Origin of the sequence: Haloarcula sp. 1CSR25-25 (assembly GCF_032027985.1) — an archaeon.
In the GTDB taxonomy this organism is placed as follows: Archaea; Halobacteriota; Halobacteria; order Halobacteriales; family Haloarculaceae; genus Haloarcula.
On record NZ_JAHYBW010000004.1, the window covers coordinates 194,756 to 209,013 of the forward strand.

At 64.8% G+C, this 14,258-nt stretch carries 13 protein-coding genes; 7 read left to right on the top strand and 6 right to left on the bottom strand.

The window, feature by feature from the left end:
* The first annotated feature begins 218 nt into the window (after positions 1–218).
* On the top strand, positions 219–1,964 hold the full coding sequence (locus KZ498_RS13725; RefSeq protein ID WP_312619516.1) for a formate--tetrahydrofolate ligase: 1,746 nt from the start codon (positions 219–221) through the stop codon (positions 1,962–1,964).
* Between the two features lie 82 nt (positions 1,965–2,046).
* On the opposite strand, the gene KZ498_RS13730 is transcribed toward KZ498_RS13725, so the two are convergent.
* Positions 2,047–2,640: a cyclodeaminase/cyclohydrolase family protein gene (locus tag KZ498_RS13730; protein WP_312619517.1), complete on the bottom strand. Its 594-nt coding sequence runs from the start codon at positions 2,638–2,640 to the stop codon at positions 2,047–2,049.
* Between the two features lie 149 nt (positions 2,641–2,789).
* Between KZ498_RS13730 and KZ498_RS13735 the strand changes: the two genes are divergently transcribed.
* Complete coding sequence (locus KZ498_RS13735; protein WP_312619518.1) at positions 2,790–3,173, top strand: hypothetical protein; 384 nt, start codon at positions 2,790–2,792, stop codon at positions 3,171–3,173.
* Positions 3,174–3,332: 159 nt separating this feature from the next.
* On the opposite strand, the gene folE is transcribed toward KZ498_RS13735, so the two are convergent.
* From folE to KZ498_RS13760, 5 genes are all read right to left on the bottom strand, one after another.
* Positions 3,333–3,962: a GTP cyclohydrolase I gene (gene folE / locus KZ498_RS13740; RefSeq protein ID WP_312619519.1), complete on the bottom strand. Its 630-nt coding sequence runs from the start codon at positions 3,960–3,962 to the stop codon at positions 3,333–3,335.
* A 263-nt stretch (positions 3,963–4,225) separates the two neighbouring features.
* Positions 4,226–5,491 carry a hypothetical protein gene (locus KZ498_RS13745; protein WP_312619520.1) on the bottom strand — a complete coding sequence of 422 codons (1,266 nt, stop codon included), beginning with the start codon at positions 5,489–5,491 and terminating at the stop codon, positions 4,226–4,228.
* Positions 5,488–6,120, bottom strand: a complete 633-nt coding sequence (locus tag KZ498_RS13750; protein ID WP_312619522.1) for a hypothetical protein — start codon at positions 6,118–6,120, stop codon at positions 5,488–5,490. Before KZ498_RS13750 ends, KZ498_RS13745 begins: the two co-directional genes overlap by 4 nt.
* A 112-nt stretch (positions 6,121–6,232) precedes the next feature.
* Positions 6,233–7,543 carry a hypothetical protein gene (locus tag KZ498_RS13755; RefSeq protein ID WP_312619523.1) on the bottom strand — a complete coding sequence of 437 codons (1,311 nt, stop codon included), beginning with the start codon at positions 7,541–7,543 and terminating at the stop codon, positions 6,233–6,235.
* Entirely contained in the window at positions 7,540–8,232 is a 693-nt protein-coding gene (locus KZ498_RS13760) for a hypothetical protein (RefSeq protein WP_312619525.1), read from the bottom strand. The genes KZ498_RS13755 and KZ498_RS13760 overlap by 4 nt, the downstream gene beginning before the upstream one ends.
* A 306-nt stretch (positions 8,233–8,538) precedes the next feature.
* On the opposite strand from KZ498_RS13760, the gene KZ498_RS13765 reads away from it, so the two are divergent.
* The 5 genes from KZ498_RS13765 to KZ498_RS13785 all read left to right on the top strand — a co-directional run bounded on the left by KZ498_RS13765 (position 8,539) and on the right by KZ498_RS13785 (position 14,197).
* Entirely contained in the window at positions 8,539–8,769 is a 231-nt protein-coding gene (locus KZ498_RS13765) for a hypothetical protein (protein WP_312619526.1), read from the top strand.
* Positions 8,766–9,053: an HPr family phosphocarrier protein gene (locus KZ498_RS13770; protein ID WP_312619527.1), complete on the top strand. Its 288-nt coding sequence runs from the start codon at positions 8,766–8,768 to the stop codon at positions 9,051–9,053. Before KZ498_RS13765 ends, KZ498_RS13770 begins: the two co-directional genes overlap by 4 nt.
* The gene (gene ptsP, locus KZ498_RS13775; RefSeq protein ID WP_312619529.1) at positions 9,046–10,731 is read left to right on the top strand and encodes a phosphoenolpyruvate--protein phosphotransferase; all 1,686 of its coding nucleotides are present in this window, start codon (positions 9,046–9,048) and stop codon (positions 10,729–10,731) included. Before KZ498_RS13770 ends, ptsP begins: the two co-directional genes overlap by 8 nt.
* A gap of 649 nt (positions 10,732–11,380) precedes the next feature.
* A complete protein-coding gene (locus KZ498_RS13780) occupies positions 11,381–12,715 on the top strand; it encodes a DUF4147 domain-containing protein (protein ID WP_312619530.1) in 1,335 nt (444 codons plus the stop codon).
* 132 nt (positions 12,716–12,847) lie between these two features.
* Positions 12,848–14,197, top strand: coding sequence for a DUF362 domain-containing protein (locus KZ498_RS13785; RefSeq protein ID WP_312619531.1), 1,350 nt, complete (start codon positions 12,848–12,850; stop codon positions 14,195–14,197).
* The last annotated feature ends 61 nt before the right edge of the window (positions 14,198–14,258 follow it).

Below are 14,258 nucleotides of genomic sequence, written 5' to 3' on the forward strand. Positions count from 1 at the left end.
GCGCCGGGGGTTGACCAATTGGGGTCGACTGTCCCCTGTCGGAGCGACGCCGCGCGGCATCTATCATGCTGACCGGCGACGGGATGTGGAACTAATCCCGTAAGCCGAGATACATGATGTGGCCTGCGCGGTGGGAAACGGCACATCGAACACATCCTATCCCGGTAGTGGCAGGTTCGCTAACATTATTACGATGGTGTAGGGAAGGGTTAGTCGAGATGCCTTCACAGGATGAGCAGTCCACGACCGGAGAGACACAGGAGCCGTTTCCCACGGACTACGATATCGCCCAGTCGACCGACATGGAGCCGATATGGGAACTGGTCGAGCCGTGGGGTCTCGGCCTCGACGACCTCCAGTACTTCGGCGAGTACACCGCGAAAGTAAAACAGCACGCAATCGAGCGTCTCCGCGAACAGGCCGAAAACAGGGAACAGAACCTCGTGCTGGTAACCGGCATGACGCCGACGCCGAAAGGCGAGGGCAAGACGGTAACCACCGTCGGACTCGGGCAGACGCTCAACCACGTCGGCGAGGAGGCGATGATCGCGATCCGAGAACCGTCGCTCGGCCCGGTGTTCGGGGTCAAAGGCGGGGCAGCTGGCGGCGGCCGGTCGCAGGTCCTTCCGATGGAGGACATCAACCTCCACTTCACCGGCGACCTCCACGCGCTCACCTCCGCGCACAACCTCATCGCCGCGATGCTCGACGCGAAAATCTCCCAGGGCGACGACCTTGACATCGACATCAACAACGTCGCCTGGCCGCGGGCTATCGACATGAACGACCGCGCGCTCCGGGAGACGGTCGTCGGCCTCGGGGGGGAAACCGGTGGCACGCCGCGGGAGGACAGCTTCATTCTGACGGCCGCCTCCGAACTGATGGCGGTCCTCTGTCTGGCCACTGACCTCGGGGACCTCAAGGAGCGAATCAGTCGCATCATCGTCGCCTACGACGAGGACGGCGACCCGGTGACCGTCGAAGATATCGAAGCGACCGGTCCCGCCACGATGTTGCTCCGTGACGCAATCAAACCGAACGTCGTCCAGACTATCGAGGGGACGCCGGCGCTGGTCCACGGCGGCCCGTTCGCGAACATCGCCCACGGGACGAACTCGCTCGTCGCCGACAAGACCGCCTTCGGCATGGGCGACTACCTCGTCACCGAGGCCGGCTTCGGCTCCGACCTCGGGGCCGAGAAATTCATGGACGTGGTCTGTCGAAAGGGCGACATGACGCCAAACGCCGTCGTCCTCGTGGCGTCGGTCCGCGCGCTCAAGTACCACGGCCTCGACCAGTGGCCGGTCGACTACGACGAAATCGACGAGGCTGGCGTCGAAGCCGTCGAAGCCGGCTTCTCGAATCTGGACAAGCACGCCACGAACCTCCAGAAGTTCGGCGTCCCGGTCGTCGTCTCGGTCAACCGCTTCCCGGACGACACCGACGAGGAGATCCAGGCCGTGCTGGACCACTGCCGCGACGACCTCGGCGTCAGAGCGGCTGAGTCGAACGTCTTCTCCGACGGGAGCGAGGGCGGCGTCGACCTCGCGGAGAACGTCATCGAGGCGACCGAGGAGAGCGACGAGGACGAGTTCCGGATGCTGTACGACGACGAGGACAGCATCAAGGACAAGATCCACACCGTCGCGACCGAGATCTACGGGGCTGACGACGTGAAATACACCGGCAGCGCGCTCGACGACATCGAGCAGATGAACGAACTCGACTTCGGCGACTACCCGGTCGTCATGTCCAAGACGTTCCACTCGCTGAGCGACGACGCGAGCAAGAAAGGCGCGCCGGAGGGCTGGGAACTCGAGATCAGCGAAGTCTACCCGTCCGCGGGGGCGGGCTTCCTCGTCGCGCTCACGGCCGACGCGCTCACGATGCCCGGTCTGCCGGCCCGTCCGGCCGCGGCCGACATGGACATCGACGAGGACGGTAACATCTCCGGCCTGTTCTGACACGGCAGGCCCTGGCCGTCGCCTGTGGCAGTTGCCGCGTGTTTTTCTTTGACTCGGTGCCCGGAACGGAACACGCTGGGACTCAGTGATCTAGGTTCGCCAGTGTCTCTGCCAGCGCCGTCTCACTGGCTGTTTCCGCCGCAGCCGACCGCTCCTCCATCTCTGCGACGAAGGCCTCGTCAGTTATCGTATCGAGGTTCGCTCGGACGGTCGATACGGACGCGCGTACTGCTGCGTGAGCGAGCAACGCCCCGACGGCTGCGTCTGGAACGGCGACCGACGTTCCCTCCGCGGTCACTGTGACGGCGTGTTCGAGGACGTCGAGACACAGTTCGGCTGTCTCCAGCGGGACCTCCGTCGAGCGTTGCAGGGTCGCCTGGATGCGCGCGTCGTCACCTGAATCGAACGCGGCCTGGACCGCGTCGACCGCTATCACGTCCTCATCTGCGAGGGTGAGCAACTGCGCCCGTCGGTCGGCGACGGTATCCCGCACGGCCGCCAATTCCGCCGGCGCGGCTCCGGGCTCGTCGCCGCCGACAGTGTGGATACAGGTCATCTCACACAGGGCGGCCCCCATCGCCCCGCCGACAGCGGCCACTGCACCGCCGCTCGGCGTCACTTGTTGTGCGGCCACGGCGTCGAGGAACTCGCCGATGGGCTGGTCCGCGATTGTCATGGTACTGGCTCAGGGCCGCCGGATGTTCGCGCTCGACTGTTCATACTCCCTGGTCTCGGCGAACGCGCCTAACGGTTTTGCCGGCGACGTCCCGGCTCCATTCGCCACCCCGGACAAAGGCTATTCAGTGGCGTGTGCCAAGCTGACGTATGGAGTCAGCCTACGAGATCGTCCAGCCAGCGACAGTCGCTACTGAACAGTTCAACACCTGTGATACGTCGGTCCGGAAGCTCACGGAACCGCTGGGCTGTGAAGCGGTCCGTGTGAACCAGGTCATCCTCGAACCGGATTCGGTGACGACGCCACACTCTCACGACGGCCAGGAAGAGGTGTTCGTCGCGGTGACCGACGGACAGATAGCGATCGACGGCGACCTCAAGGAGGTCCCCGAAGGCGGAATCGTCCGGGTCCACCCCGACACCGTTCGGAACCTCTGTAACCACACTGACGAGCGACACGTGTGGCTCGCGTTCGGTGCACCACCTGTCGGCACCGTCGACAACTTCGGGGACTACGTGGTCCACGAGGAGTAGGCAACGGCTGACGAGCCGTCTGCAGCACTCAAATTATAAACTCGCCTACACTATGAGTTTCAGACCCCGGCTGCTGTCTGGAGTCGCTCGCGGTGGGCGACATGACTCGGTGGAAGGACTCAATGTGGCACGACACCGTCCCGGAACCGCTCCCAGCAATTAGTTGGTGCCCGTGGTAGCGTGGCGGCGAATAGACTCCCTGAACTGCGTGCGGTCCGCTTCGCTGATGGTTCCGACGTGTTCTCTGGTCGTCGTTTCGGTCTCCGTTTCGATGCCCCGCATGACTTCGCACATGTGCGTTGCGGTCACCTCGACGGCGACCCCGTGCGCGTCGAGTTCCTCGGCCAGCCCGACCGCGATATCCCGCGTGAGCGTCTCCTGTGTCGTCAGCTGGCGCGACTGCCACCGGACGTACCGGATGAGCTTCGACAGCCCGACCATCTCCTCTCCGGGCCTGTAGGCCACGTGGGCAACGCCCTGGAACGGAAGCATATGGTGTTCGCACATGCTGTGCAGCGGAACTCCGGTCTTGACGATGAGGCCGTCGGTCTCCGCATCGAAGGTCCGCATTGTCGGCCCGGCCTCGGACCGAGAGCCCTCGGTCAGCGTCTCGAGCATCTCCGGGACACGCCGACTCCAGGTGTCCGATAGCCCCGCCGAATCCGGATTACGGCCAGCGGCTTCGAGCAGGAGGCGAGCGCCGCGTCGCGCCTTCTCCTCGTCGAAGCCGTCTGTCGGTTGGGTCGCAGTATCGTGCTGGTGTGCAGGCTCCTGTTCCCGTGAATCCATTACATCCACACAGGGGGACTCGAAACTAAAAGCCTCTGTCCCCCACAGCTTCGTTACTGAAATAACAGTGGTAACACTGTGATTTACCACCACAACGTATCACCAACTGAGAACGTAGTGTCCGGCAACGACAGACTACAATCCGAGCGGACACCGCAGACTCTGTCAGGGCCGGTGAAATCCGATGAACGAGACACTGCTTGACAGCCGTGCGGCGCGTTGTCGACCGTCAGAAGCGAGTGGACAGCCGGCGCCAGCAGTCGTCAGTCGTCCCTCTGTGGGACTTGCGCCAGGATATACTCCGTCGCCGCCGGAACACCGCGGGCGTGCATCGCCGCGTGCGTGAACTCCGCGAACGCCGCAGCGCTGTTCCGGTATCCGTCCGCCATCTCCTCGATGACGCCGCGCTGTCGGTACACCGCCAGCCGTATGAGCGCTTCGGCCAGTCCCGCGTCGGGAGTCTGTTCGCGGTCGCTGAGGGCTGTCCGGGCAGCTGTGGCGGCCGCTCGGAGTTCGTCGGCCGAGGGCTCGTCCGGGAACCGACCGTCCCTGATACCGGTGACGACGGCCGACAGGACCTCGGCCGAAACGAGCGCCCGTCCGGTTTGGAGGACGGCTGTCGCGTATCGCCCGTCGTCGCGGGCCGCACGCGAGTCGCGCCGCTGGTACTCCAGGGCGGTGACGCCCTCTCGGAACAGCCGGCGGTCGGTGCCGGTCAGTTCGAAGCCGAAGGCATCCGAGCGCCGGTCGAGGTACGGCTCCAGTCCGTCGGTCGTCGTCCCAATCGAGGAACGGAGTCGGCCGGCACCACGGGCGAGCGTCGCCCAGTTGGCTTCGCCCTCGTCGGGCACCAGTGTCCGCGCGTCCGCGAGCGCTCCGCGGGCACGTTCGATATCCCCGATGATCTCGCCCGCTCGAAACGGTGCCGCGACGGGGTCCTCGGGGAACGCCCGGCGGGGCTGAACGTAGGTGTGGCTCTCGCGAAGTAGCCCCTCGATAGGCGCGTGGCTGAGAGCCGCCGCAATCGGGTCCGGCCCCCGATAGGGCATGTCTCCACTGACGGCGCCGAGCTCCCGGCGGACGGTGCGCCGTCGCTCTGTCACGAGGGTGTTGTCGTCGGTGCCCGTCGCTGCCCGGTAAATTCCCCATACCGTCGCGGTGCGGGACCGGTGGCCCCGCCACTCGTCGAGCCACCGCATCGCGCTCTCGTCAGCCGGCGGCGTCGCCGCCGGTGCTGTCTCGGGCCGCTCGGTGTCGAGTCTCTCGCGGACGGCCTCGTTCGGTATCGACGGGTCCGCTGGCACCTCCGCGAGCAGTTCGGCCGCTCGCTGCTCGTGTGCCCGGACCCGTTCTGTTATCGACTCGGCGGTAAAGGGTGTTGCGGGTGGTGCTACCGGTTCGAACTCCGCCGCTAACGACCGCGTATCCACGTCCGGCGACTCGTCCGAACCGAGGCCCGACAGGCTATTGCAGCCAGCGAGGCCGCCGATTCCGACACTGCAAGCCGCCAGGAAGGCACGGCGGTTCACGAGCCATCACTCCGGTTCCGCGGCACGACCGTCGCCTGGAAGGCCGGCGGTCGGGTGGGGCCGCGACAGCGACTGCTCATGCCCGTCCCGTGGCCGCTTGACGAGGGCACGGTGTAGGGGAGCCGGACGGCGAACCCGACCGTGTCGTCGTCGTCCGTGTCACAGGCTACGTCGGCCGGTCGCAATCCGGTGCAGAAATCGCCGCTCGGGTCGTCGTCGGGGTCTCGGCTCATCGACACGAGGTGGACCTCGTGACACGCGTCTACGACCGTCGACAGCAGGTACACTGACCGCTCCTCGAAGTCAGTCGTCTCGACGAACTCGCGCAACTGCCTGGCTTCCGGCGTCTCTCCCCAGCTGAACTCCTCGAACTCGGCACGGGACGCGATGTAGGCGCTTGCCCGTCGATGCCGACGTGAGGTCTTGTCAGGGGTCGGGAGAGTATCGGCTTCCGTAAACAACACCGCGGCCTCGTCGACCCGGACCTGTCTGACCGCTGTCGGCTCGACTCTGTCAGGCTCCGGTTCATCGGGCGGACCTGCTACATCGTCGTCGCTCTGACAGCCGGCGACCGCTGTCGCAAACCCCGTTGCAAGGGCGGAGAGGGCGCCTCGGCGGGACCAACTCATACGCGATAGCTGCGACTCCTCGGGCAAACGTTTTGTGGAGCATTGCGGATTCCTGCGCGGCGGCGAGGGGGGTTACTGGTCTAACCGCTGGACTGCCGTCCGCGATGCCGTTTCAGTCGGCCCGGAGCGCCTGGACGGTCTGTTGCGCGGCTGGCGCCGCCGAACGGGCGAGTGCCGTCGCCTGCCAGTAGTCCGCAACGCTTCTATCGAGCGTGGAAGCCGCAACTTCCCCGCTGTGGTGTGTTAACCCACGGTCGGCGGCCAGGACCTTGTACCCGGCGTCGACGAGGACTGTCCTGACCAGTCCCGGGCGCGAACTCGATTCGAGGGCCGCGGTGAGCGCATCGTACGCGGTCTGTCTGATGTCCCGAACCGCGGTCCCGTCCGACGGCCGAGCGAGTTCCCCCGCCTCCCGGCGTGTCTGAATCCGGTCGAGTGCTCGGAAGCGGGCGAGTCGGCTGTTCGCAACGACGACGGCACTCGCGGGTCCGGCGGCGTCCGCGACGTGCCTGATACCTGTCTCGGCCTCCCAACGGAGGTCGTCGAAAGCCATCTGCCCCGGAGTGCGGTCTTCAGCGGGTGTTTCCGGCGGCAGGTCCGCCTGCCGGTCTCGGACAGCCGCGAGCAGTGTCTCTGCTGCATCGGTCAGCGTCGGCTCGATCGTCCCAGCGTCGGCTGGCAGTGAGGCAGCGAACTGCGCCCGGATGTGGTGAGCGTCGCTGAGATACGCTTGGGCCGACTCGGCGGTCTCGCCCCATTCGGCGACTGACAGCAACTCTGACTCTTCCCTGGGCATGACATCCGTGTCACTGGCCCGCTCAAGTCCCGTCTCGATGCGGGCGTGAACCAGCGCCGCACGCACCGGGTCCGCCCCGACGTAGTCGTGCTCCTGCCGGGTTTCACGGGCCGCAGACACAGTCCGGCTGTGTTCCGTCTGTAGTCCAGCAGCGGTGAGGCCACGGTCGACGACGCCCCACCCTGCTGCGGCATAGCGGGCGTGTTCCCGGGCCGAACGCAGTGACTGTAACGCCATCAACCCGGTTCGGGCCGTCCGCGCATCGTCGAGGCCGTCCGAGGCGTCGCCGGCGGCGTTCGTCAGGTGCTGGCGGATGTGGCCGTTCGGAATCTCCTCCGGTCCAAACGGCGTCGGAAGCGTTGCCAGAAGCGAGCGAACCCGCTCCCGTGCGGCGTCGAAATGGCTCGTTGCGATGTCGACCGGGACCGACTGGGGAACTGGGGGTTCTCGCTCTTCGTCGCGCCGGATATCGGGCAGGTTGTAGGCATCGATAGTCGTCTCGTCTCCCCTACCCACACTGTCGATACCGCTACAGCCAGCGACGGCGCTGGCCCCAGCCAGGGCGAGTACACCACGCCGTGTCATCCGGACATCCTCTCCGCCCGTCTCGGACGTATCGTCAGTCATGCCTGCTCACCACCGGCCCCGGCGAGGCGGTCACTACTTTGAGCCGACCCACCCCCGCTTTCGCCTTCAGCACCGACTCGCCGGTCGTCACAGCCCCTGCCTCCGATGGAGGAGGAATAACTGGAGATGTCCTCGGCATCGAGTGCGTCGGGAATGCGGATGAACCATACCGCATACACCGTGTTGCCTGCCGTGCAGGCTTCGTCGTAGGGGCGGCTCACCCGGCCGTAGTCGGTCGATATTTTGTCCGTCGTCCAGCTGACCCGACAGAGCGATAGCCGGAAACACTCCTCGATCACCACGCTCTGGAGATAGACAGTCTCCGTTTCGAAATCAGTCTCGTCGAGGAAGGCTTCGATCCGGGACCGGTCCACGTCCTCGGCGACGGCTAGCCGGTCTGCCTTCCCTGCCGTGTCGATAACCTCTGACTCCAATCCACGGGAGTGTGGCCTTTCGGTCGGCCGACTGTCGCCGTCATCGAGCCAGACCGGTTGACGGTCAGTGTTCACACGTGTGACAACTGCGTCCGGGTCGGATTCCGCGCCAGCCCCTGGACTGACCGAGCCATCGTTTCCCGAGACGGTACGTGTCGATTCGTCGCTGCCCGCTAAAATCCCACCACAGCCGGCCAGCAGCGGCGCTAGCCCGCAAGCGCTGTGGAGGAGGGCACGTCGAGTGGAGGGGACCATTGTGCAGTTTTCCGCTTCTATTGTCACGCATAAAGTTTTCGTGGTCGCTGAAAACCGTCCGAAGCGTCCCAGGCCGCCCGCAGAAACTGGCCCAGTACAGTCGTTTTCACCGAACAGAACTACTGTGGCTGTGAATACAGTGATTATAGTTCCATAACTGACCTGTCTGTTCAGTTATGACCTCATTTAGTAGCGGATTGCCCTACGGGCGGGGTAAATATATACACAGCCGGTCTGTCGGATGTGGGTAGAACCGTAGGTGACCGCAACACAACGGCTAAACCGGATCGCAGCGTTCTACTGATAATGGCGTCAGAGCAGCCGAAAGTCACCCAGATATACGAAACGTACAGACTGGCGTCGACAGGCACGGAGCTTGAACACGTGCGGCTCGGAGACAGTCGAGAGCGACAGAGCCCCCGAGGCCTCTCCGGTCGGGTCGACGAGGCCCTGATTCACGGCGACGCTCAGGACCGACTCCACGAGACAGCGGTCGAAGCGACCATTCAGGACGCGCTCCGGGGTGCCGTCGCATGACGCTCGAACGCACCGTGACGATTGTCCCGGAAGCAGGCCTGCACGCCCGGCCTGCGTCAGCGTTCGTCCAGGCCGTCAACGGCCACGAGGCCGAGGTCTCGGCCGGTCGTCCGGACGGGGACCTCGTTCAGGCGGGGAGCATGATCGCCGTCACCAGCCTCGGAATCGGCCAGGGCGAAGAGATCAAACTGGTCGCCGACGGCCCGGACGCGGAGGCCGTGCTCGACGAACTGGAACGGATACTGACGACACCGGAGGGGGAACTCGACACCGACGATGGCTGAACGCACGCTCGGTGGGACCGGCGTGACGCCCCGTTCCGGCGTCGGGTCGGTCGTCTGGTACGGTCGCGACATCTCGCTCCCGGACCCTGAAGAGGCAGACGTCGACCCCGATGTGGAGGTCGAGCGGTTCGCAGACGCCGTCGAAGCCGCCCGCGCCGAACTGGAATCCGAGCGCGAGGCGACCGCTGAACGTATCGGGGAAGACGAGGCCGCGGTGTTCGATGCCCACATCCAGTTCCTCGAAGACCCGACCATCGAGGGGGCCGTGGAGACGATGGTCCGTGACGGACTCCCCGCGCCACATGCCGTCGACGCCGCCTTCGACGAACACATAGAGCAGTTCGAGGGGATGGACGGCCGGATGGCCGAGCGCGCGAACGACCTCCGTGACGTTCGTGACCGAATCCTCCGCCTGCTTACGGACGGCGAGCGGGTCGATCTCGGCAATCTACCCGAGGGGAGTGTCGTCCTCGCCGAGCGGCTGACGCCGAGCGACACGGCGCAACTCGACTCCGAACGCGTCGCCGGGTTCGCCACGGTCACCGGCGGCCGGACCTCCCATGCGGCGATTTTCGCCCGCTCGCTCGGCCTGCCGGCCGTCGTCGGTGTCGGCGACGTTCTCGAAACCGTCGAGAGCGGCGAGGAGATCGTGATCGACGGCGATAGCGGCGGGGTGCTGGTCGGCCCCGACGATGCCGAGAGAGCGGCTGTAGCGGCCGGCTCCGGGGCAGCCATCGTCGACGAATCCGTCGAGACCACCGATGGCCGACACATCGAGGTTGCAGCGAACGTCGGTCGACCGGCGGAACTGGAACCCGCAGCACAGCGGGGGGCCGACGGCGTCGGCCTCTACCGTACCGAGTTCCTCTTTCTCGACCGCGAGACGCCGCCCTCGGAAGACGAACAGTACGAGGCCGTCCGCGAGGCACTCGACACGTTCCCGGACGGGCGCGTGGTCGTCCGGACGCTGGATATCGGTGGCGACAAGCGCATCCCGTACCTCGACCTGCCTGAAGAGGAAAACCCATTTCTCGGGGAGCGCGGGATCCGTCGCTCGCTCGGCCCCGATTCGAACCTGTTCGCTACGCAGCTCCGTGCGCTCCTGCGCGCTGGCGCGGACGGAGCGGGTGACCTCGCCGTCATGTTCCCCTTGGTCGCCACGGTTGAGGAACTCGACGCTGCACTCGACGCGTTGGACGCGGCGGCGGCTGATGTTGAAGACGGCGACGTAGGCGCGCCAGACCCCGAAGTCGGCGTTATGATAGAAACGCCAAGTGCCGTCTTCATGGCCGGTGAACTTGCTGCACGTGTTGATTTCCTCTCCATCGGGACAAACGACCTCACACAGTACGTCATGGCCGCTGACCGCGAGAACGAGCGCGTCGGCGACCTGCACGACCCGACACACCCGGGCGTCCTTCGAGCGATACACCGGACAGTGACGGCGGCCCACGCCGAAGACGCCTGGGTCGGGATGTGCGGTGAGATGGCCGGCGACTCCGAATTGACGGAGTTGCTCGTCGGTCTCGGCCTCGACGAACTCAGCATGAGCGCCGTCACGATTCCGGAGGTCAAGACGGCGGTCGCCGAAACCGAGTACAGTGCCGCAAGCGAGCGCGCAGTCCGCGCCCGACTTGCCGCAACGCGAAGCGAAGTCCACACCACACTGGACTTCTGAGACTCGTCGTGATCACGTCACTCAGACGCCCGTGGTCGGTGTCGGGCCAGTAGTAGCCTATCTCGCTGCCTATCGGCCTGTGAGACTGGACTGGCCGGTCTTTGGGCTCAAATCGACGGCCTCAGCGCACTCTACGCAGTCCACCAGCGCTTACTTCCTGCACTGCTGTCGAAAGATCTCCGTCGATTGTCTACAAAACCGGTTACATTTCCGAGAAATAATCCTGTTTGTACCGATATACGGCAACTATGTGTTTAAACAATCGTTATAATGTTATATCCCCGGATAAATTTCGAAAATATGGATTTATAAGTAAAATATGTAGACATATTCACTCAGAAGAAATTACATAATCTATATTTACATTTATATCCGAACTCCAGCTTCAAATTTTGGTGATTAAACCCTGCTAACATCACTGCACACCCGATCGCATGACTGCGATGCAATCGGTGTGTATATCCTCTCGACTGGCACTATCGACCTACGGTTGGACGTACCCATCAGATGCAGGCAGACAACGTGGCAAAGACAGTAACACGTGCAGCCTCCCGCCTCGAAACGCTCGATATCAGGGGTACCTCTTATGACGGCAGACAGTTACAGCCACTGAGCCAGACTTTTTACTGACCCGGATGAATGCCTTCCTATGATTCGCAACCGAGCAGCACTCGCTGCCAGCCCCGCACACGAGGTGGCTCTCGATTGTATCGAGGCCGCAGTGGACGCGGCTGCTCCGGAAGCCGCTACCAGGTCGGCCGTCACCCGCGACGGCGAGACGCTGACGATCGGTGAGACGACGTACGACCTCGAGGACTACGCCGATGTCGTCGTCGGCGGCGGCGGGAAAGCCGCGGGCGGCGTGACACGCGCGCTCGAATCGATTCTTGGCGACTCCCTCAGCGGCGGCCACGTCGTCATCAAGCAGGCTGTCGATACCGCAACTGTCCGGAGTTCTGTCGGCGATCACCCGTTACCGTCGGACCGGAACGTCGAGGCGACGACCGACATTCTCGACACGGTCGACAACGCCGACGAGGACACGCTCGTTCTGTTCGTGCTGACCGGTGGAGCCAGCGCGCTTCTGTCGGCTCCGGCCGGGGACCTGACGCTCGAGGACCTGCAGACGACGACCGACAGGCTTCTCAGTGGCGGTGTTCCGATCGGGGAGATCAACGCTGTCCGGAAGCACCTCTCGGACCTGAAAGGTGGGCAGGTGGCGCGACGCGCGGCGCCCGCCACTCTCGCCGGGTTACTGATTAGCGACGTCGTCGGCAACGACCTGTCCACCATCGGTAGCGGTCCCTCGGTCCCGGATGAAACCACGTACGCGGACGCCCTCGGTGTGTTCGACAAATACGCTCTCACACCGCCACCGGCCGTTCGCGACCATCTCGAAGCCGGGCGAGAGGGCCGGATATCGGAGACGCCGTTTCCCGACGACCCGGCATTCGACCTGGTCAGGAACCATCTCATCGGAGACAACGCGACCGCACTCGACGCCGCCCGGGCCGTCGCGCAGGACACCGGGTACGAACCACTCGTGCTCACGTCCCGCCTGCGCGGGGAAGCCCGGGAGGTTGCGAAGCCGCTCGTCGCTATCGCCGAGGAAGCCACAGCGACAGGGACCCCAGTCGAGCCACCGGCTGTCCTCCTTGCCGGTGGCGAGACGACAGTAACCGTAACCGGAGACGAGGGTCAGGGCGGCCCCAATCAGGAGTTCGTGCTCTCCGGCACACTGGACCACGACGGAGACGCGGTCATCGCAGCCGTCGACACTGACGGCGAAGACGGGAGCTCCTACGTGGCCGGTGCTATCGCCGACGCGGCCGTCATCGACGACCGCGAAGGGGCCCGCGACGCACTTCTCGCAAACGATGCCGGCTCGTACCTCTCGAAGGTCGGGGCGACAATCGAGACCGGGCCGACCGGGACGAACGTCAACGACGTGGTCGTGATCGTTGTCCCGGATTCGAGCGAATGACGACCGCAGCCGGCGTATGCTGGCTGCTTTCGATTGGGACCGCTCGAACTGCTGTGTTCCGATGGGGCCGGGGGGCACAGTTCAACCAAGCCCTGGGTCACGTTTATAAACGGACGGGCTGATATACCCCGTATGAACGCAAGCGATCAACAGGTCGCGGCGGACGCACTCTCCGTTCCGGAAGAGACAATCATCGACGCCTGTGGCGACCCGCCGCTCCCCGAACTCGGTATCATCGAACAGGTCTGGGAGACAGACCCGATAGCGTCGGACGACGTCGCGACACACGCCGCCCGGGCTGTTGAATCGCTGTCGTTTGCTGACGTACCCGATGGCGGCGAAGTCGCACTCGGCGTCGGAAGCCGCGGTATCGCGAACCTCCCAACCATCGTCGCCGGCGTCGTCGAGGCAGTCTCGGACGCCGGCTACGAGCCGTTCGTCTTCCCGGCGATGGGAAGCCACGGCGGGGCCACCGGCGAGGGCCAGCGAACGATGCTGAACGAACTCGACGTGACCGAGTCGGCGATTGGCTGTGAAATCCGGTCGACCATGGACGTCGTCGAAGTCGGGCGAACCCCGGACCGGGACGTGCCTGTGGTCGCCGACGACAGCGCCGTGGCGGCCGACGCCATCGTCCCAATCAACCGCGTCAAGCCACACACGGACTTCGACGGCCCCGTCGAGAGCGGACTCTCGAAGATGCTCGTCATCGGCATGGGCAAGCAACGTGGCGCACAGATCGCCCACAAGTGGGCCGTCGACTGGTCGTTCCGCCGGATGATTCCCGAGATAACCGGCCAGCTCCTCGAAGAACTGCCGATCGTCGGCGGCGTCGCAATCGTCGAGGACCAGCACGACGAGACGACGCTGATAGAAGGCGTGCCCCCGAGTGGCTTCCTCGACCGCGAGGAGGAACTGCTCGAGACGGCCTACGAACTGATGCCGAAGCTCCCGTTCGAGGAGCTTGACCTCGTGGTGTTCGACCGCCAGGGGAAGGAGATCAGCGGTCAGGGGCTCGACACCAACGTCATCGGCCGCCGACCGTTCTCGATTAACGAGCCGGCTCCCGAGACGCCGGACATCAAGCGCATCTACACACGCGGGCTGACGGAGAAGACCCACGGGAACGCGATGGGCGTCGGCTCGGCGGATGTCATCCACGAGGCCCTCGTCGCGGAACTCGACGCACAGACATCGCTCATCAACGCGCTCACCGCGAGCACGATTCGCGGGGTGAAACTACCGCCGGTGGTCGAAACCGACCGCGCCGGCATCGTCGCCGCGCTGTCGACGATCGGGGTCGTCGACACCGACACTGTTCGGATGCTCCGTGCCGCCGACACGATGCACCTCCACCAGCTTTACGCGTCGCCCGCGCTGGTCGAGGCCGCTCGCGACCGTGACGACCTCCGTGTCGTCGAAGAGCCGACGCCGATTGAGTTCGACAACGGGCAGCTCGTCGCGCCGTCGCTCCGCGAGTAACCGTTTTCCCTGAGTGGCACAGCGTTGTCGCCCTTGCGGGCAAACCCGGCTCATAGCGCAG

Coding starts and splice junctions, on each gene's coding strand:
- KZ498_RS13770 (WP_312619527.1), top strand. CDS start 8,766: ATGACGCTCGAACGCACCGTGACGATTGTCCCGGAAGCAGGCCTGCAC.
- KZ498_RS13750 (WP_312619522.1), bottom strand. CDS start 6,120: ATGAGTTGGTCCCGCCGAGGCGCCCTCTCCGCCCTTGCAACGGGGTTT.
- KZ498_RS13765 (WP_312619526.1), top strand. CDS start 8,539: ATGGCGTCAGAGCAGCCGAAAGTCACCCAGATATACGAAACGTACAGA.
- KZ498_RS13755 (WP_312619523.1), bottom strand. CDS start 7,543: ATGACTGACGATACGTCCGAGACGGGCGGAGAGGATGTCCGGATGACA.
- ptsP (WP_312619529.1), top strand. CDS start 9,046: ATGGCTGAACGCACGCTCGGTGGGACCGGCGTGACGCCCCGTTCCGGC.
- folE (WP_312619519.1), bottom strand. CDS start 3,962: ATGGATTCACGGGAACAGGAGCCTGCACACCAGCACGATACTGCGACC.
- KZ498_RS13785 (WP_312619531.1), top strand. CDS start 12,848: ATGAACGCAAGCGATCAACAGGTCGCGGCGGACGCACTCTCCGTTCCG.
- KZ498_RS13760 (WP_312619525.1), bottom strand. CDS start 8,232: ATGGTCCCCTCCACTCGACGTGCCCTCCTCCACAGCGCTTGCGGGCTA.
- KZ498_RS13725 (WP_312619516.1), top strand. CDS start 219: ATGCCTTCACAGGATGAGCAGTCCACGACCGGAGAGACACAGGAGCCG.
- KZ498_RS13730 (WP_312619517.1), bottom strand. CDS start 2,640: ATGACAATCGCGGACCAGCCCATCGGCGAGTTCCTCGACGCCGTGGCC.
- KZ498_RS13780 (WP_312619530.1), top strand. CDS start 11,381: ATGATTCGCAACCGAGCAGCACTCGCTGCCAGCCCCGCACACGAGGTG.
- KZ498_RS13735 (WP_312619518.1), top strand. CDS start 2,790: ATGGAGTCAGCCTACGAGATCGTCCAGCCAGCGACAGTCGCTACTGAA.